The organism is Bythopirellula polymerisocia (assembly GCF_007860015.1).
GTDB lineage: Bacteria > Planctomycetota > Planctomycetia > Pirellulales > Lacipirellulaceae > Bythopirellula > Bythopirellula polymerisocia.
Genome location: NZ_SJPS01000002.1, coordinates 371,174 through 390,424, shown reverse-complemented (window position 1 = coordinate 390,424; position 19,251 = coordinate 371,174). Strand labels below are relative to the sequence as shown.

The window sequence follows — 19,251 nt, the reverse complement described above, 5'->3', positions numbered from 1 at the left end:
CCTATTGGAACTGACAGAACGGCCATCCCGCTTTAGGGATGGCCGGCTGTCGGTAACGAAGACTATCTAGAAATGGACATTCACAGAGAACAAAGGTGAGTCTGGGGACAAAGCACGGAGCAAGGCATGAGTAATTCGGTTACTAGGAATGCAATAGTCGGAATCAGGAAGCGATGCTCGACGAACGAGAGGCATGGTTTTACTCTCGTTGAACTGTTGGTGGTGATCGCCATTATCGGCATTCTGGTAGCGTTGCTGTTGCCGGCGATTCAAGCTGCAAGAGAAGCCGCTCGACGCACTGACTGCAGGAATCGGCTTAAGCAAATGGGCCTGGCAATTCAAAATCATGTCAGCACACAGCGTGTATTTCCGACGGGAGGAGTCGGCGTTTATCCAGATATTGCGAATTTTGTCGCGGGTGGAAGGCCCTTTGGGCCCGATAAGCAAGGTCTCAACTGGTGTTACCAGATTTTACCCTATCTGGAACAAGGAGCAATTCAAGGCCTCACCACGCAAGTTGAACTACAAGCTCAGTCTATCCCGCTCTATGTATGTCCCTCTCGTCGGACAGTCTCAGCGGCTTCGAGCAACGCCTCGATTCTCGGCGACCAGCAGGTGTTTCTCATTGACTATGCCGCCGTGCAGCCGTGTACCGACGATTGCCCGCCGGGCTCCCCTGGCTGTGCAACGCCAGTTCCATACAACCCTCAGGATTCGGTGCCCCTTACCAGAGACGGCTACGTAAAAAATCAGTTGTCTTTCTGGGGAGGTAAAAATGGGGAAGTCGCGGGTATCGTGTCCAAAAATAACCAAGTCTACGACGGCGTCATTGTTCGTAGTGCCTGGGACTATCAGAACAAGATATTCACGAACAATTCGCGTCCGATAAAATTTGCCCAAATCACCGACGGAACCAGTAATACCTTCTTGCTTGGCGAGAAGTATGTCCGGACCGACTTGTACGAGGGGGGAAGTAAATCAGACGACAAGGGATGGATCGATGGCTGGGATCCCGATGCGATCCGCTCGACTTGCTTTCAGCCCTACAGCGATGGCGATGGATACCAATTTCAGCCTAATAACGGTCCCGGCGACTTCTTCGGGAGAGATAGAGACGTTTACTACTTTGGATCAGCCCACCCGGGTGGGCTTAACGGCATCTTTGCCGATGGGTCCGTGCGCTCGATTGGTTTCGACGTTGATATCCTGTTATTTAACGCCCTTGGAACTCGAGATAGAGGGGAAGTAGTCGACACATCACAGGTGAATTGAGTGAGTAAGAGAAGTAACCCGGGAACCGGTGCCTAACTATAGCCGCAGAGCGGTTTCTTCGAGGAAATTCTGCACCTCCCAATATTACGCAATTATTTTGGAGTCCGTATGATGAAAACTGCAAGACTTTCGGCCAAGAAAATGACACGTTTTACCCTGATCTTGGCTCTATCTATTGTCAGCCAAGATTGTTGGGCAGTTTTTGTGTATTTCGATGGAAGTACGAATACTGACTTTAATCTCGCGACAAATTGGACACCTGAGAATGCACCTGGCAGCAATCTTGTCGACATCTATGGCATCGACGATGGCCTCTCTTCAACGTATTCCGGCGGCACTACTCAGGTGAAGGGGTTGAGAGTCGGATCGGCAGCCAAAGAGCATCAGTTTGGGGACACACATTTCGGCAGGTTAACGATGTCGGGTGGGACGCTCGAAATAACTGGCTCGGGTGCGGAGGGTCTGTTTGGCATCGGCCGCGAAAGAGAACCCATTATCACCGACGACGCCAAGAAAGGGGGCGAACTCATCATGAATGGCTCGTCTACCATAATTGCTAATGGACTCATCGTCGGTGAACGCACAAAGGGGCTACTTTCTATTGGCCAGAACTCTATCGTTGAAATGAGGACCTGGGATACGACTGTCGTCCCCAACCAGTTTGGTGGCACGGAAGATATTCGCATCGGCAACTATGGACCTGCCTACGACGATTTTGGTGCCGAACCGGGACTGGACGGCAGGGGCTTGGTTGACGTGCATGGCTCCTTCATGGCTAAAGACATGTATTTTTCCGAGCATGGCGCGCAAGGAGAACTTCGTCTCTCTGGTGGTACGGTAAACTTGAACGGAGGGCTGATCATGGACCTCTGTGATAATTGTCAGTCCAATCCAGTCCTCCTGGCCCAGCGTTTAGCCAAGGTATCCATCTTTGGCTCTAGCGGAACCTTTAACGTAGGCGTCGACCCTGACCCTTTGGTTGTCGACCCCATGCCCCCCCTCCGCGATATTCTTGCTGCTTCTCCTACTGCCGTCTTCTCTTTCACGGCAGACTCGGGAGGTGTTACTCCAATCACGCTTTTTCAGAACGCCAGCGAACCCTCCGGTGGAGCTGAAATTCAGGGTGCACAACTTGAGCTCAATCTCGATGCATTCCCCTTCACACCAACATCCAAACTAACGCTCATTGACGCTACTGCCTCGCTGCTCTTGGGCCAGTTCGGTTCCGTGACTTTCCTGGGCAATACGACCGCCAGCGTCAATTACGATTTTACCAACGGCGATGTGTTTCTCAACAACTTCCAATCGACCGGGGGACTTGCCGGTGACTTCGATAACGACGGTGACGTGGATGGCCACGATTTCCTTGTCTGGCAACGCGGAAATTCGACCACCCCTCTTAGCCCTACGGACCTTGCCGCGTGGCAGAATGATTATGGCACTCCTTTGAACGCGACTTTGGCCTCCGTTCCCGAACCAAGTGCAGGGTTCCTGGCAATGATCGCAAGTGGAGTAATGGGATGGTATTCGCAGAGACGAAAGCGATAATCTTGATCGACAATAAGTCTCAGCAGTGGTGATCCCGTGCCACATTCGATCATGCGGGGCTAGGAGATCTGTGTTATGCCGCGCGACCGATTGTATTTTGCTTGTCTGACGAGAAAACCATTACCTTGTTTATGCGTTTCCATCGTTTTTGTGTTGCCGCTGCTCACAGGAGATTGCTGCGGCCAATTTTCTCTCCCTGCGATTGATTCGCTTCCTAATGCCCCAGCGACGTATCAAATGCGCGACTGGCATCAGACGGCAATTGACTTCGACACGTTGGCTTTTGATACCACCGCGACGGGGCAGTATTTGCCTCTCGTGAGAATCGACAACACCCCCGAATCTGCTCAGCTTCAGAAGGCTTTCGGATTGCCAGCCTATGTAGGCGAAACGCGCACCTTCGGCGAGAATGGTGAGCCGGTTCACGAGGCCATCGCGTCGCTTGCGGCAGTGTTGGGAGGAACGTTTGTTGGGGTGGATAAGTCCGCTGGCCCAAATAATTGGGTCTCGATGGCGCGGGAGTATTACGTCAATCGCAATGGCCAGTACGTCGTGCTCAACAATCCTTTTGCTTCCTCGGGAGGGTCAGCATGGTACGACATATACCCGAATGTTTTGTTCTATCAAATCGCCGATCGCTATCCGGACGAAACCTATCTCGGACCGATCATGGATCAGATAGACCAGCGTTTCTACGATGCTGTTGGCGTATTAACAGCCAATGGAGCGGCGCCCAACTTCAACCATACGGCCTACAATTTCCGCACTCGTCAGCCGGTCGACAATGGTGTCTGGCGCGAGCCTGACATGGGACTGGGCATGGCATGGATGCAGCATGCCGCTTATTGGCGAAACCAGGATTCGAACCCTGGTCTAGCAGCTCAGCATCTGACCGCTGTCGATTGGGCACTTAGCTATTATGAACAGACGTCGGCCAACCCTGACTATGAAATTCTTGCGCCGTTCGGAGCCTACACAGCGGCTCGCATGAATGCAGAGCACGAGAGAAACTACGATATTGAGAAGTTTGTGAACTGGGTTTTCGATCGCAGCGACGCTCGCCCCACCAAGATTATGATCAGCGGCGAGCAATGGGGGGGCGAAGAAGTTGGCGGCTTGATGGGATTCACGATCCCGAATATCGGGGACGTTCGCGGATACGCTTTCTCTATGAACACCTTCGCGACCGCCATGCCGATGGTACCGCTCGCACGTTATGAAGATCGCTACAGTCAAGCTATCGGAAAATGGATGGTCAATGTCGCTAGCGCCGCGCGATTGTTCTACGGGGACGCCCATTCGAATCAGAATCAGTCGTCGGAGTTCTGGACCGGGGACCCAAACAGTGCTGTCTCGTACGAGGGGTTACGCCACCATTGGTTAGGCGGTGAGTTCGACGGCGAAGAATTATATGCAGCGGGCGATCCACTCACTTACAACTGGGGTCCTGAGACGAATTTTGCCATCTACGGCTCGGCAATGGCAGGAGTTTTTGGGTCGATCATTAAAACGACGAACGTCGAAAAAATTCTCCAACTGGATTTATTGGCAACTGACTCCTTTCGTGGCGCCGCTCATCCGACGTATCTGTACTACAATCCTCTTGCAAACACACAGTCGGTTGCGATCGATTTGGGAGCGGGTGCCTTCGATTTGTACGACGCCGTAGCGAATCGTTTTTTGGCGCGTTCCGTCAGCGGACAGCAAATGTTCGACGTGTCAGCCGGCGAAGCGGTGCAACTCGTGCTTGTTCCTGCGGGAGGAATTGAAAACCGCCAAGGCCGGAGGTTGCTCGTGAACGATGTGGTGATCGACTATAACGCCTCGCTGCTGGCGAACAATCTGATCCGTAACGGCGACGTGGACGAACGAATCTCCCCCGGCACCGCTCGTCCTGCTTTCTGGCACTACAGCAGCGGAGCGAAGTGGTCCGCTGAGGTGGCCCTGAGTCCTACGCATTCACTCGAAATCGTCGACAATAGCCAAACTAAAAGCGAAGAATGGCGGAGCTACGCGACAGATATTCCAGCCGGCGAAGAGCGATTCCTCCAGTTGCGTTGGTTCTGGAAGTTCGATGTAGCCGCTGGTGAAGAATTTCAGGCTCGGTTGCGCTTATCCGATGATCTCGTCACGTCGCTTGATCTGACCAATCCGCTGCTCGAATTCAACTTTGTTGCCACGGGATCGGCCATTGATTTTGAAATGTTTGAAACGATGATAGAACTGCCCGATGGAGTGAGTTCCTTCGATCTCACGTTCATCTCAGGCGGCTCAGCGAATGCGACCGGCACCATGTTTATCGACGACATCTCAGCGAACTTGGTCGAAATAATTCCAGGCGATTTCAACGGCGACGGCTTTGTGGATGGAGCAGATTTTCTCAAGTGGCAACGCAATCCGGGCGTGGGGAACTTGGCCGATTGGCAAGCGAACTTTGGTGCGCCGCCGCTGACGGCAAGCTCAATCATCGCGAGTTCTGAAGTGCCGGAGCCCACGTCCTTCATGCTCGCTACTTGTATCGCAGTTGGCCTATTCGTTTCCAGAATTACTTGCTGATCGTTTCCTCTTCGTGATAAATCTTTGTGGCGCCTCACAAAGTATCGCGAGTTTCCTGTCGACTTGGTTGAAACAAATATTGACTACTCGCTGCTACGTTCTGAATTCTGGTAGTAGAAGGTTTTAAGGTAGACACTGGGTCTGTACTTTGCATATCCCACGAACGGCAATTAGTTCGTCGAGTTTGACTTCACGTTACCTTAGTTTGTCGGCAGTCTGAGTCCGCTCAGACTCGCAACAAACAATTCGGTCTATGTTTTCTCAACGGGTCTTTTTAGGCAGAGCGCTCCATAGTATTGCGCCTGAACCCACTTGATGGGAACAAGGTTACTAGTCCGACCCGATGTCCAGGTAGAGTAACCAATTTGTCAGAGGTTCTTGGGCGGGCAGGTTGAGAGGAGGTAACTAGGTTCCATGGCCCTGGGCAAACGGGGGAGATTGTAAAAGTTCTGGACTCGATGGTCCCCCGGCAACATTTTTTCAATAGTTACTCCGCTCTCGCCCGGAAATGATCGAAGTCCTTGATCGCTAGCAGGCGCCATTGTTCCGAACTCAAGAGCTGACCAAGCATGGCAGCTATCAGAGGCCAATCGACGTCAGTTGCTTCAGATTTTGCACCGCCTTCTAGCGACACAGCGTTGTTTTCGAAGATTCGCTAGGTTGGCCGAGTCCCGCTTCCGCTACTTGCGACTGGTCTGGAGCGAGTAACTAAGCAAGATATCTACCGGAAATATTGCCCTTGCGAGGGTTTTGCCGAGTTTGTTACAGTCCCGCCGCTTTTCGTGACTTTCTTTTCTTCTACCACTTAATCCAGTCCCGATTGGCCGTGCTGACTCTATGTCTGCGCTGGACCACGGGGAAGGACAAACACATGACTGTCGCGCGATTTTCATCGTACGCTGCGCTGGGTGCTGCGTACTTGTCGCTATTTCTCTCCTCGCAAGAGGTAAGTTACGCCCAACAGCAGCGATCCTATTCCAACAGTACCAATCGGACAAACGAAACCGATCGGGCTGCGGGGAATATGGTGGATGCGATCTTCGACAACAACGCCCCAGGTCCGTTGGGAGCGAGAAATCCCTCGCGCACCAGGCGACCAGCGCCGCTGACCAAACGGTCGAAATTGCAAGCCAAATTGGTGCGTAATTCAAACAAAGCGGATGGCACACCTCCCTACGCCTTGGTTGATCGCTATGGCGGCGTGCTCCGCTATGTCGAACCCGTGGACCGTTTGGACCTCAAGCCGTATTTAGGCAAAGTGGTCGGGGTGAAGCATGATACAGGAGACATCTTGCTTGCGTCACAATTGCAACTACCGAATCTCTCCAAAACAAAGACAGCTAGTGATGTGCAACTCGCTGCGTTCCAGGAACCGATCCCCGCAGGCAGTGAATCGGGAGAAACGTTGCTGGAACCAACCCCAGCCGACGAATCTGATTCGCAGGGCATGACCGGCGAGACCTATTCCTACGATGGCACTTTCGAAGGTGAACCCATTTACATGGGCGAAGAAGGCATTGAGTTCGGCGGCTGTCCGCATTGCGGTCAAGTCGGGTGCGATTTGCAAGGTGGCTGTGGAACAGGAGTCTGGCGGCCAAGTCGAGCCTATTTGCGGGCAGACTATCTGCTCTGGTGGTTCGACGGCATGAATACTCCGCCATTGGTGACGACTTCTGATCCGCAAGACGGTGGTGTCTTGCCGAATCCTGGGCAAGACGACAACCAATCGACGTCTATCTTGTATGGTGGAACTCCAATACTTGAAGACGCCCGAAGTGGATTTCGAATTCAAATCGGATCGTGGGTTGACGATTGCGCGACTCAAGCCATTGAAGCTGATTATTTATTCCTTGGAAGACTCGACGAAACTTATTCCGCCAGTGGTAATGATGGAGTTCCTGTGATCGCGCGACCCTTCTTCGACTTTTTCCCAGTCGGGGGTGGACCCCCTCAGGAAAACGCTGAGGAGGTTTCGTCCGATGATCTAGATGGCAGTGTGACTGTTATGTCCCGAAGCCAGTTTCAGGGTGCTGGGATCGGATTAAGGCACAATCTGTGTCGTTGTGGCACCGCAGACTGCGTCGGTTGCGGTGACTGTGTCGGATGTGGGTCGCTCATGGATTGCTGCGCCGGACCTATTGGCTGTGGAAGTTGCTGCGGTGCGGGATGCAGCGATCGCCGGTACGTCGACTTCCTGTTTGGCTTCCGGTGGTATCAACTGCGAGAGCAATTGCAAGTGATGGAAGACCTAATCGTCGATGTGCCTCCTGAAGGAGATATTGGCGACAACGGTACGCAAATCATCGTCATGGATCGATTCAACACGGAAAACAACTTTACCGGTGGTGAACTTGGTTTCGATTGGGGAATCGAACGCAATCGCTGGTCGATGAATATTCTAACGAAAATTGGGATCGGAGGTACTCACCAAGAGGTCTCGATCAATGGCTCGACTCAGACGATTCCTCCCAATACAGATCCTGCTCCGGATCCCGAAGTGGGGGGATTGCTAGCACTTAGCTCGAACATCGGAAACTACGAGCGGGATCGATTCAGCATGATCCCGGAAGTCAATTTCAATTTGGGCTACAAACTAACACCGTCTCTCAAACTTCGTGCAGGTTATACGCTGATGTACTGGACCAATGTGGTGCGGCCTGGGGATCAGATTGATCGCCAGATCAATAGCACGTTGCTTCCAGGAGTTCCAGCTGAGGATGTCGAGCCGATTCCATTGGCGCCGCTTTTTACGTTTAACGAGACTAATCTGCTAATTCAAGGACTAAATTTTGGCGGGGAATACTCCTGGTGAACTGCGGGGGTATGAACTGCCGATAGAACTCTCACGGACTACTCTTGTCGGAACAAGTTTGCTAGCACTCGTGAGGGATTTTCTATGGCTGTCAACGGCCCTGAGTCTTCGAAGTTTTCATTTCGCACACGCCTTTTTGGTCGCAAGAATCAACATCGTTCCTTGCAACGTTCGCAATTGAAATTCGAAACCCTCGAAGCCCGCCAGATGCTCGCAGCCGATATGGCTGAGATCATCGGTACCGTTCGTACCGATTTGCAGGGTGACGGCAACTCGGCCAATGACGTTGTTGTTGCCGGTGCAGGAGTCACGCTCTATCGTGACAACGGCAATGGCACTTTCGATGCCAGCGATGTCCAGGTCGCTTCCAAGCAGACTAACTCCTTGGGCCAGTATGATTTTATCGGGATCGAGGCTGGGACGTATTTCGTCAAAGTGGCTCTCCCCTCCGAATTGCAATTCAAGCCAGGCACCGACACACAAAAAGTGGTCATCTCACTCGCAGAGGCTGAAGGTGTGGTTGGTCCAAAGATTGACGATTTCGAAACGACTCAGATTGTTACGGCTTCCCCACCGCTTCCAGCCAGCCAGAATTCGACAAAGATCGATAGCGGCGTCCTGGGCGGCGAGCGAGACATGTATGTCGAACTCACAAGCGGAACGGATCCTTTTTCTTCTGTTTCACTTACTAGTGCCGTAGGTCTGTTACGGTTAGCAAGCGACTCGATCGTCACCGGAAATGCCAAGATCGTCTGGGACGGCATCGACGGCAATGCTCAAAATATCAACGCTACGGGATTGGGTGGAGTCGATCTTACTGAGTTCAATGGCAACACTATGACCGGCATTGCACTGACGTCTGGTGCCGACCATCCCAACGCCAAGATTAAACTGCGAATATACTCGGACGCGAACAATTGGTCAGAATTTATCACGACGGTCCCTGAATCTCCCGGTGGTGCTGCGACAGGGCAGGCCGTATTTCGTTTCAACGATGATTTGATTGCCAAGGGCGGCAACGGGGCAGACTTTTCCAACGTCGGCGCCTTGGAACTAACCTTCGAGGGTGTCTCGGCTGTTGATGGCCAGGTATCCCTAGTGGGATTGGTGGGACGCACAACCAAACGAGTAAACTTCACGTCCTCACCACGATTGAGCATTGGCGATCGTGTTTGGGCCGACATCGATGACAACGGCCTCCTGGATGCTGGAGAAAAAGGTATCGCTGGCGTAAAGCTCAATCTCTATGAAGATACCAACGGCGACAACAGCTATACCAGCGGTGTGGATGCCCTTATGGGGATGACAACCACCGACTCGAATGGCAACTACCTGTTCTCGGACTTGCTACCAGGCAAGTACATTGCGCAGGTTGATCCGACGAATTTCCTCACCGGTGGGAAGCTAAGTGGCTTGGTCTCAAGTCTGGGAAATACTCTTGCTGCCGATCCAGACAATGATGTGAACAACGACGACAATGGTTCGCCATTGGCAGGTGCGGGAGTCGTCAGTCAGGCAATCACACTTGCAGGTGCAACTGAACCGACCAACGATGGTGATGCTAATAGCAACTCGAATTTGACCGTTGATTTTGGCTTCTTCGGATTCGATCTTGCACTGGACAAATCTGTTCAGCAGACCTCCATCGCACCGAAGGAAACTCTTAGTTATTCAGTGAAAATTGATAACATGGGGCCGAGTGCAGCGGCTGGGACTACGTTCAAGGATACGCTTCCGTCGTTCGCCACATTCGTGTCGGGAACCGTGAGCATACCTGGCGTTACTCTGCAGCATTCAGGTGGAGTAGTGACTGCCGACCTGGGGACCATGCAACCCGGTGCTACAGTGATTATCACCGTTCAAGCACTTGTTTCTGACGATGCAACGGGCACTTTAGTCAACACGGCCACAGTCTCTGCACCGAAGGAAGTGAATCTTTCGAACAACACAGACTCGGTCTCCAATCCAGTGACGCCCCGCATCGACCTGGCCATCACGAAGATTGATAGTCGCGACCCAGTCGAACCAGGCAGCACATTCACCTATACGTTGGAAATCAAGAACAATGGACCATCCAATGCCACAGGTGTAATCGTCACAGACACACTTCCTGCTACCGGGGTCACGTTTGTCAGTGCATCACAAACGCCCAGTTCGATCAATGGCCGAGATATCGAGTTTGCGATTGGTGACCTTGCTCGGGGGGCGACCCGCACGATCACAATCGACGTGAGTGTGAACCAAGGATTTGTGGGCACACTCTTGAACGTAGCCCATGTAGAAGGGAACGAACAAGAAATCACGCTTGTGAACAATGACGACGACGAGACGACGTTGGTAAAAGTCAATCCAGCGAGCTTGGCTGGTACCGTCTATGCCGACAAAAATGACAATGGAGTTTATGACTCCGGCGAGCGTCCCATCAGTAATGTTTTGCTCACTCTTAAGGGCACAGATATTACTGGTGCTTCGGTAAATCGCACCACAAGAACGGCATCCAATGGAACCTATCTATTTGACAACTTGGTCCCTGGAACCTACCGGGTTATCGAAAGCCAGCCCAGTTCCTATAAGGACGGGAAGGATAGCATCGGGACCCACGGTGGCTACTTAGGCGAACAACCGGGCCCCTTTGTGATTCCCAACGACGTAACTGCGGATGAGGTCAAAGACCTGGTGCTCGGCGTAGAATTGGCAGGCGGTCAGAACGCAACGAAGTATGACTTTGGCGAGTTGGCGGTATCAATTTCTAAGCGTAGATTCCTTGCGCGTTAAATTGCCGCCTAGCATCTCGAAATATCGCTAAAATTAAGTTGCAAGCGGGGACTTTGGTCCCCGCTTTGCTTTTTCTTGTTGCCCTCTTGCAACCAGTCTGTGGCATGCCTGCCACGTTGAGTGAAATATGCCATTCCATTTCGTAGCGTTGTCCACGTTTGTGCGAGTCTTCCTGGCAGCGCATGATTTCATGACCTATGCTTCCCATAGAGGAACACTGGATATTTATCCGATCGAGGTTTCAAAAAGAATCGTGACCTTGAGAGAAATCGGACAATTGTAAAAGGCTTTCAGTTGTCTCTCTCCTAATCCTAAAAATGACCTCAGACAATCTTGTCCAAGTTTCTGTTACGTGTCTTCTCTAGTGCTTTTCAAAATAGAATTTCGTTGCTGAATGGCGATATGATCGCTCTAAGCAGGAGGAAACTCAGATGAAGAATTCGATGCTGCGGACTGTAAAGAGCGTTCTGCAATTGGGCTGCTGGATTGTTGTGCTGGGGAATGTTTTACCAGCATTTGGTGATGATTCAGATGTCATTCAGATCGAGGAACATTGGCAACTGCATGTCGGAGGTCCCGATTTGGGCCGCACCGCCCCCCAAGTTACGATGATCATGTCCCCTACAAACACCTTAAATGGGGCATTCTTTGCCTTTACTTTGAACCACTGGAGTTATCCTGAATTCGAACCAGGAGGATACCAACTCCAACTTTGGCAAGGTGAAAATTGCGTTGACGTAAAGCACGGGGCCCATTCAAATTCTTTTGCTAACGACGGTGAAACCATCACCTGGGTGCAGCGCATCACGCTCAATGAAGGGAGTCTCAAGTTTCAGGTTGTCGATGGACAGAGTGAGTCTTGGGGCAGTTTCGGTAACGAAGGATTTTGCCTGGACATCTCGTCGCAATTGACTCGTTTGAATTCCTACCTCCCGGCAATATCACTAGGTCAGTCTGGAATAGGTTACGCAGGGAATCGAGTGTCATCACTCACGCTGACTCGCCTGCGTTGGGTAACCAAGGATGGAGTAGAGCATGAAATGGTAGCCCCAATCGATATCGATACCGATCTAGATTGATTCTTTGCGATTCCATCAAACATTCAATAGTGAGGCGCCTCTCATGCAACTTATTTATAGATTTGATAACAGATTGATACGGAGTGCACGCAAGGGTTCGGTGACTATCCTGGCAGCAATTCTGTCCATCGTTATGCTGGCAATGGTTGCTTTCTCTGTTGACGTAGGTTATGTGCTTTCTGTCAAAGAGGAGCTCCAAAGAACAGCAGATGCCACTGCCTTGGCCACTGTTTGGGACTATGGCAAGAACTTGGTCGATAAGGTTGATCCTCAGACCAGTCAGAGCAATGCTCGCCTCACTGCTCAGCAGTATGCTACTTGCAATGCGGTTACTAACAGCGGACCGCAACTCGATTCAAACGCCAACAACTCCTCAGGTGGAGACTTGGTGTTTGGTTTCGTGGACAATTTTTACAATCCTCATATGACTACGGGAAATTCCTCGCCGACCAAGCCATTTAATGCGGTACGCGTGCTTGTTCGGCGAGATGGTGAGCTCAACGGTGAAGCCCCCATGTTCTTTGGAAGAATCTTTGGATTGACAGGGACTCCGCTCCAAGCTGAAGCCACGGCGGCAATCATACGAGATGTAAAGGGTTTTTCGACGCCTCACAATGGCGAGAACCTCGATTTACTTCCTTATGCTCTCGATCTCGAAACTTGGGATGACTGGTGCAATCATAATGGAGGCGAAGACGACTGGAGTTGGGATAGCGACTCCAAATCTATTTGTCCCGGGGGTGATGGTTGGAGGGAAGTAAACCTCTTTCCCCAGGGGACCGGATCGCCAGGGAACCGGGGTACGGTAGACATAGGTAGCAGCAACAATAGCACCAGCGATATCGCCAGACAAATACTCTATGGGATAAATGCTGCAGATATGGCCTGCATGGGAGGGTCGATAGCCTTTAACGATTCCGGCGAGCTGTATCTCAATGGGGATACCGGAATAAGTGCAGGTGTGAAAGATGAGCTCGCAGCGATCAAAGGCAAGCCGCGGTGCATCCCGATTTTTAGTAATGTCACTAGCCCTGGTAACAATGCCACGTACACCATTGTCAAATGGATGGGCATTCGCATCATGGATGTAAAACTTACCGGCCCGATGTCGAAAAAGCATGTCACAATCCAGGCGGCACCTATGGTCGGGCCGGGAGTCATACCATCGACGACAACTGGCACGAGTTCCTATGTCTACTCACCAGCGGTCTTGATTCAGTAAATCCACTTCGCGTGAAGCTCTATCGGCGGTGTTGCAGAACATCGCCGGTAGGGCAAGTTTCTAACGAATAATTATTCACTATTGATACTTGCTTAAATGCTAGATAATGGAAATCACTATGAGTTGTATTAATCGCAACCGAAGCAAGGCACCTCGCAGGAAAGATGTGCGGAGAAGACTGGGAAGAAAGCGGCGAGGCACAGCGACGGTAGAATTCGCCCTAATCGCTCCACTGTTTTTCATGCTGGTGCTCGGCTGTATTGAGTTGAGTAGAGGACTCATGGTTCAACAGGTGCTGACCAACGCATCACGCGTCGGTGTCCGCAATGCAGTTATGCTGTCAGGAACTCAGTCTTCAGCTGTCTCTGCGGCAACCAATTTCGCCAATGGCGCCAGTGTGGGAGGAATTGAGGTCTCTGTCACTCCTGACCCTTCGGATGCCTCGGCAGGTGACATGATTTCACTCACAGTGTCGGTGCCTTTTGCCAATGTCTCGTGGGTTCCAGCCCCGAAATTTCTGGGAGGCACGACGCTTACCGCGACCTCAGTAATGCGTAAGGAAGGCTTTGAATAGCAGAGCATGAAAGCTACGACTGGACCACTATGGAGACGGGATTTATATAGCGAGAGCTAATAGTATGTTTCTATCAATTAAAAAGAAATAAGGATTACAGAGTATCTAAGCCTTGTCACCCCTTCCCTCTTGAGGTCGGAGGCGCAAGCCGGTGTTTGGTGTCCTGAACCGTCTTAGCCACCGATCCTCACACGCCGTCGCCTAGTGCGGCGGCGTGCTTTTTACAATGAGAACCGCGAAGCGCCAACCTTGTTAGCCACTACTCGCCGACCTGGTTAGCCGCAACGCGCCTGCCGCGCCTCACGAGTCGGAGCGGGGAATCCCGCTGCAACTATCAGTCCTCGTAAGCCGCTGCATCATAGCGGCGGCGACGGCTTCCAGTTCGTCGGCGGCGACGATGCGACTGAGTGACATATTCTCCTTCGACGAAGTAATAGCCACCGAGCATCTTATAGAAGAATAAGATCACGAGTGTACCCAGAATTCCCACGAACATCCCCAACGGACTGATAGGGATAATCCGCTGACCGTGGTTGAAGTAGCTGCAGATGCCGCAGCCCATGATAGTTCCACCAACGCCCATCAAGATCGTGGCGATTGCCCCGCCGGGATCACGGCCGGGCATGATTCCCTTTGCGAGCAGCCCTACTGCTGTGCCGAAGCCGATCCACACCAACACATCGTTTACCAATTGTTGAAGTGAATCGTGGAGCACAATTCCTTGAGCGGGGTCAAAATTTTCCATGTGTCGGTTCCCTAAATTCAGGACCTCTCTAACAAACTACGGTAGTTAGCGGCTAGGGTCGAACTGTAATGAACAGCTTCACGCAGGGAAAGAGAGACCTCGCTGCTAGCAGTGCTATTGGCTGACGCTCTCGCGAATACTGTCTGCCGCGAGATGTCGGCTCATGATGTCGTCCATGGCTTCCTTCACCCCGGGGAAGTGGGCCACCAGTGTGTGGAACGTGTCGCTCGGCACGCTGGCTGTCGCCAGATAACTCTTGGCACGGACTGAGGCTGTGCGAGGAGTTTCTTTGACCAAGGCAATCTCACCCACCACACTTTCGGGACCTATCGTGGCGACGACCTGGCCATTTGCTTCCACCTCTGCCTCGCAGGAAACATATGAAATAGATCCGGTCGCCGACGTCCCCTTGATGAAACATCACTTCGCCCGCAGCAAAGAATTACCGCCGCATTGCAGCCGGGGGTAAAATCCGCAACTCGGTAATGTCTCGTGGCAAGACCAGATCTATGAGCCAATCCCCAAGATACGAATCTTGCGGTCCCAGACTGGAAACTTTGTCAAATAGATTGCCCGCCACATGATCCAGGCAATGAAGCCTGACAGGCTATCCCCCATTGCCTCCGCCACGGCGGAGCGGCGCCCCAGAGAGGCCAACGAACCGAGCGATTGGAAACGAAACGGCGTAAGAGCTTGGCCAGTCAGTTCCGCTACTATATTGTCCGCGCAGATTCGGGCCTGGCGCACTGCATGTTGAGCCATAGGTGGGGCAAAGCGATTTTCTGCCTTCGGAACTGCTGCACAATCCCAAATCGCCCAAAGGTTGGGGATATCAGCCGCCCGCAATAACTCGTTGACCAGCAACTTCCCTCGTTCCTTCGCACAAGGTAGAGAATTCGAGAGAGGATGCGGTTCGACCGGCACAGTGGCGACCACAGTCCGAGTGGGGATTGCTTTCACCTGCCAAGACAAGGTGATCGAACTTCAGGTGGTGAATCCGCGGTATGTAACCGGGTTCCAGAGCGAGCGATCCCCCTGCTAAATCTTTCGCTTGCACAGCTCGAACACGTAGAGCGGCTTCGGGTACGATGCGGCGAATCGGACTGATCTTAGGCAACATTTGCACCGTGCCACCGATGACTTCCGGCAAGAGGGGTTTAAAGGCGAGATAGTTCTCCCTGCTCACGAGAGCGACTTCGATGTCATTGAGCCGAGCTCGCCGCAATGCCCGCAAAGATACTTGGCTACATAGACACCAACAAATCCACCACCGACAATAACGATGCGTTTGTGCACCCCGGGCATGAAGCTCGACCTCGCAGACCAAAAGGCAAAAGAAAAGTCGCCAGCACGCTTTCATGCCATGGGGCGAAACTCAAGCTGATGTCTACTCTGCAGTGGGCTATCGATTTATCGGCCGGACTCGGAGGAAAAAACAGACTTTTTCCAGATTCTAGGCAATCTTGGCTACTCCGCTGCGAATTCCAACTGTGATCTCGATCACTACCTGGTGGCAATTCTCCGACGAGTGCTTGAGAATACACAGAGAGGGTCATCCCACAGACTTAAATCTCAACCTGTAATGGAGGTCTATTAGATGAAAGCATTGACTCTGACATTAGCATTGTCGTTCCTGATCGTTGCACCGTGGGCTTATGCTCAACAAACGGCCGTTGAGGTAGACCTACACCGCATTGCGCCTCAGGATGCCCATCTGGCTGTCTATGCCAAACACAATCCCGAACGAGATTACCAGCAACCACTCTTTGCCAACGTCTGGAACAAGTTCAAAGCAGAGAAGTTGGATGAGCGATTGCTAGAGATCATCACCTCGCGGATGTCTGAAGAAGATCTTACCAAGGCTCAGGATGTGATTGATGAATTCCGCGCAGCCCTGGAGCCCGTGTTGAATGAAACCGACTGGGTATGTGAGGAAGTGGTCGTGGCTCAGATCATGCAGTTTCCTTCAAATCAAACTGTAGTTGCCATGCGGATTCCCCTGGGAAGCGCCGAGAAGCTCGAGACAAGTTTCAAGAACCTGCTAGGCCTCGTAGAGAAATACAGTGAGGGCAAAGTTCCCTTGGTCACTTCGCAATTTGGCGACACGCAAATCACCGTCCTGGGACTGCCCGCTGAAATTCATTTCCAGCCTTCATTTGCCCGCATCGACGACATCGTCTTCTTCTCGACCACTGAAGCCTTGTTGACTAACGCTTTGGCTGCACTGAAAGACGAAACCACGGTCTCGAAGTTTGATGACCCACGTCTCATCGAGGCACTCAAGCATTTACCCACTCCGGAAGACAGTTTGACGTTTTTTGATGGTCAGCAGCTGTTTAAACAATTGCGTGGCCTTGGCGATTTCGTCAAACAACAGGCTGGCGCCAAGGGCAACGGAGAAAAACTCGAACGATTCAAACAGATATTCAATTTGGTCATGGATGAGATATCAATTCTCGACTATGAGATCGCAGTGGAGACCACCGACGGACATGAGAATCGCACGATTGCCCTCGGTCGCTATCCAGAGGGTGCTGAGAATACGCTGCTTGGCAAGCTTGCCCTTGGAGGTAAGCCTTTCGAAGATTGGCAGAGTTGGATTCCCGCTGATGCGGCTGGTTATTCGCTGTCTTCAGGTGTGCGGCTGCATCCTGCCTACGAGCAGCTCATGGGAATTCTGCACACCCAATTTCCAGAAACTCACGAGGCACTCCAAAAGTTTCAAGAGGTGCAGGACAAGATTGATCTGCATCTGGATAAGGATTTATTTCAATCCTTTAGTGGTGAGAGTGTGTCAGTGACGCTTCCCAACAAAGAGGGGGGGCAAGAGAATTTCTCTGCCATCCGCTGTACCAATCCTGATCGCATCCGAGAGTTGCTACATCGGTTGGTTGATAAACTCGGCCAGATTCCAGCCATGGAGTCTCAGAAGTTGGCCTTGGTGGAAACTGAGGGTCTCGAAGGATTCGAAACAATCAATGCCTCAATCCTCCAGGCTTTTAATCTGAAGCCAGTCATAGGATTTCATGAAGGTTGGCTCATGGTCGGTTCGAACGCGAGTTCTATCGAGCGTGTTCTGGCTGCCCGCGCCGGCACGGCAGAGAGAATCGGCAGCAACGAGCATATTGCCAGATTCCACCTTCCTCTCCAGGAGGCTGTGCAATCGCTTTCCTACACGGACCTCAATGCGAGCATCCACCAGGGGGCTGACATCATTCGCAAGGTTGGAGGCATCGCACCGATGTTTATTGGTATGGCAGCAGCGAACGCCAACGCGGATACAGACCAACTCAAGCCCGTCGCAGAACTGATTGCACTCTTGCCTAGTGTAGCCAGCGTGGTCGAGGAATTTGATTTCTATGACGCAAACCTGACGACCGTAACGGAAGGCCCTATGCCTAGAACCTATCTCAAACAATCGGTCACTTTGATTCAAGTTCCTGAAACGACGTCGGCGGATGATTAGGCAAGGAAAAAACGTGTTGCCTGATTGCTAAGCACAGAGCGACATAAAAGGTAGACGCGTCGCAGCTATAGGCATCGAATGACTTGCTCAGTAGCAGAGACTTCGCTAACGCTGGTCAGCCAGTTGAGTGTGTATTCTGCGTTCCAAGATTTGCCGGGTTCTAAGTGAACCACGTGGCCTGCTTCGACTTCAGTGGAGTGCTGTTTGGGGAAATTGGTCCCCGGCTCGATGCCGGTGACATAACCATCGGCGCTGGCGACCATATTTTTCCACAGCGTGAAACAGGGCAATTGATTGGTGCTGAATTCCAAAGCCGTGCCTGCCGTGCCATCCGCATTTTTGACCAACACCTGAGTCCGACCCAATTCGTTGGCTCGTAACCTCATCAAGTAACATTCTTCGGGCGAGCCCGCTACTGCAGGGCCCGTCGTTTCCCAGCCTTCAGCAGGTGGTTCCGCGGTAAGGGTTTCGATGGATTCGACAGCCGCAACAAATTGCGACCCTGGCACGAGCAGCGGTTCACCCACGTTAATATGGTAAAGCATCTGCATCTGGGCAGGAGTGCCGCCGAAATTCTCGACTTCGTCCGAGATGGTAAATGATGTGGAATTGAATGCCGTGGTTAGCGTCGCCGTGAGTCGCAGCTTTTGGAAATGAAAACGGGTTTCCTCGACGACGCCCCGCAGCGTGATCGTGCCGGCCGCTTCATCGACAGTGACATCAACAAAGCTGGCCGGTCGATTGGCAATGCGACCATGCAAGGGATACTTAAGTCGCCCCTGTTCGTCGAATTCAGGTGCGCCATTGCTTTCAAGTCCACAACGCACGATAAATTCATCAAATCCCTCTAGCCAACCGAGACCGCTATGTTCGGTTATCGGCACAAACATCGGATGCACGGGTCCGCGCACCGGGGAACGCCAACCGAGGGTGTGTTCGCCTATCTCAGCCCGCCAGATGCCCATACCGCGGGTGGGAAGGACAAGGATTCGCATGAGTCCGTTGTCGATTTCGACGAGATCGACCCCTTCCTGTAGGCCACCACGGAGCGTTCGTTGAGAGATTTTCCAACTCCCTTTTGCGGACGCTACTTCGGCAGCACTGACAGAAAATGAACTTTCGCGTAGGTTGCGAGAAACATCGGTGAGCGTCCAGGATTTGACATGCATGGCGACAGCCCCATGAGGTGTTGAAAGAAAAAG

At 52.1% G+C, this 19,251-nt stretch carries 14 protein-coding genes; 9 read left to right on the top strand and 5 right to left on the bottom strand.

Annotation, left to right across the window (positions count from 1 at the left end; genetic code table 11):
• Window positions 1-126 precede the first annotated feature (126 nt).
• From Pla144_RS07740 to Pla144_RS07705, 8 genes are all read left to right on the top strand, one after another.
• Window positions 127-1,272: a DUF1559 domain-containing protein gene (locus Pla144_RS07740; RefSeq protein ID WP_146449711.1), complete on the top strand. Its 1,146-nt coding sequence runs from the start codon at window positions 127-129 to the stop codon at window positions 1,270-1,272.
• A gap of 108 nt (window positions 1,273-1,380) precedes the next feature.
• Window positions 1,381-2,820, top strand: coding sequence for a PEP-CTERM sorting domain-containing protein (locus tag Pla144_RS07735; RefSeq protein ID WP_146449708.1), 1,440 nt, complete (start codon window positions 1,381-1,383; stop codon window positions 2,818-2,820).
• A gap of 75 nt (window positions 2,821-2,895) precedes the next feature.
• A complete protein-coding gene (locus tag Pla144_RS07730; RefSeq protein ID WP_146449706.1) occupies window positions 2,896-5,376 on the top strand; it encodes a hypothetical protein in 2,481 nt (826 codons plus the stop codon).
• Between the two features lie 871 nt (window positions 5,377-6,247).
• Entirely contained in the window at window positions 6,248-8,188 is a 1,941-nt protein-coding gene (locus Pla144_RS07725; RefSeq protein WP_146449704.1) for a BBP7 family outer membrane beta-barrel protein, read from the top strand.
• Window positions 8,189-8,272: 84 nt separating this feature from the next.
• On the top strand, window positions 8,273-10,963 hold the full coding sequence (locus tag Pla144_RS07720; protein ID WP_146449702.1) for a DUF11 domain-containing protein: 2,691 nt from the start codon (window positions 8,273-8,275) through the stop codon (window positions 10,961-10,963).
• 431 nt (window positions 10,964-11,394) lie between these two features.
• Window positions 11,395-12,042, top strand: coding sequence for a hypothetical protein (locus Pla144_RS07715; RefSeq protein WP_146449700.1), 648 nt, complete (start codon window positions 11,395-11,397; stop codon window positions 12,040-12,042).
• 43 nt (window positions 12,043-12,085) lie between these two features.
• Complete coding sequence (locus Pla144_RS07710) at window positions 12,086-13,264, top strand: TadE/TadG family type IV pilus assembly protein (protein ID WP_146449698.1); 1,179 nt, start codon at window positions 12,086-12,088, stop codon at window positions 13,262-13,264.
• Between the two features lie 118 nt (window positions 13,265-13,382).
• A complete protein-coding gene (locus tag Pla144_RS07705) occupies window positions 13,383-13,838 on the top strand; it encodes a TadE/TadG family type IV pilus assembly protein (RefSeq protein WP_146449695.1) in 456 nt (151 codons plus the stop codon).
• 334 nt (window positions 13,839-14,172) lie between these two features.
• Here Pla144_RS07705 and Pla144_RS07700 read toward each other — a convergent pair whose 3' ends face one another.
• From Pla144_RS07700 to Pla144_RS07685, 4 genes are all read right to left on the bottom strand, one after another.
• On the bottom strand, window positions 14,173-14,583 hold the full coding sequence (locus Pla144_RS07700) for a GlsB/YeaQ/YmgE family stress response membrane protein (RefSeq protein ID WP_146449693.1): 411 nt from the start codon (window positions 14,581-14,583) through the stop codon (window positions 14,173-14,175).
• A 114-nt stretch (window positions 14,584-14,697) separates the two neighbouring features.
• Window positions 14,698-14,943, bottom strand: coding sequence for a cyclic nucleotide-binding domain-containing protein (locus Pla144_RS07695; RefSeq protein WP_197530475.1), 246 nt, complete (start codon window positions 14,941-14,943; stop codon window positions 14,698-14,700).
• Window positions 14,944-15,090: 147 nt separating this feature from the next.
• Entirely contained in the window at window positions 15,091-15,447 is a 357-nt protein-coding gene (locus Pla144_RS07690; RefSeq protein ID WP_146449688.1) for an NAD(P)/FAD-dependent oxidoreductase, read from the bottom strand.
• Window positions 15,416-15,769 (bottom strand): hypothetical protein, encoded by a 354-nt coding sequence (locus Pla144_RS07685; protein ID WP_146449686.1) that lies wholly within the window; start codon window positions 15,767-15,769, stop codon window positions 15,416-15,418. Before Pla144_RS07685 ends, Pla144_RS07690 begins: the two co-directional genes overlap by 32 nt.
• Window positions 15,770-16,180: 411 nt before the next feature.
• Between Pla144_RS07685 and Pla144_RS07680 the strand changes: the two genes are divergently transcribed.
• Window positions 16,181-18,049 carry a hypothetical protein gene (locus Pla144_RS07680; protein ID WP_146449684.1) on the top strand — a complete coding sequence of 623 codons (1,869 nt, stop codon included), beginning with the start codon at window positions 16,181-16,183 and terminating at the stop codon, window positions 18,047-18,049.
• A gap of 65 nt (window positions 18,050-18,114) precedes the next feature.
• Here the strand turns inward: Pla144_RS07680 and Pla144_RS07675 are convergent, their stop codons facing one another.
• On the bottom strand, window positions 18,115-19,218 hold the full coding sequence (locus Pla144_RS07675; RefSeq protein ID WP_146449681.1) for an aldose 1-epimerase family protein: 1,104 nt from the start codon (window positions 19,216-19,218) through the stop codon (window positions 18,115-18,117).
• Between the last annotated feature and the right edge of the window lie 33 nt (window positions 19,219-19,251).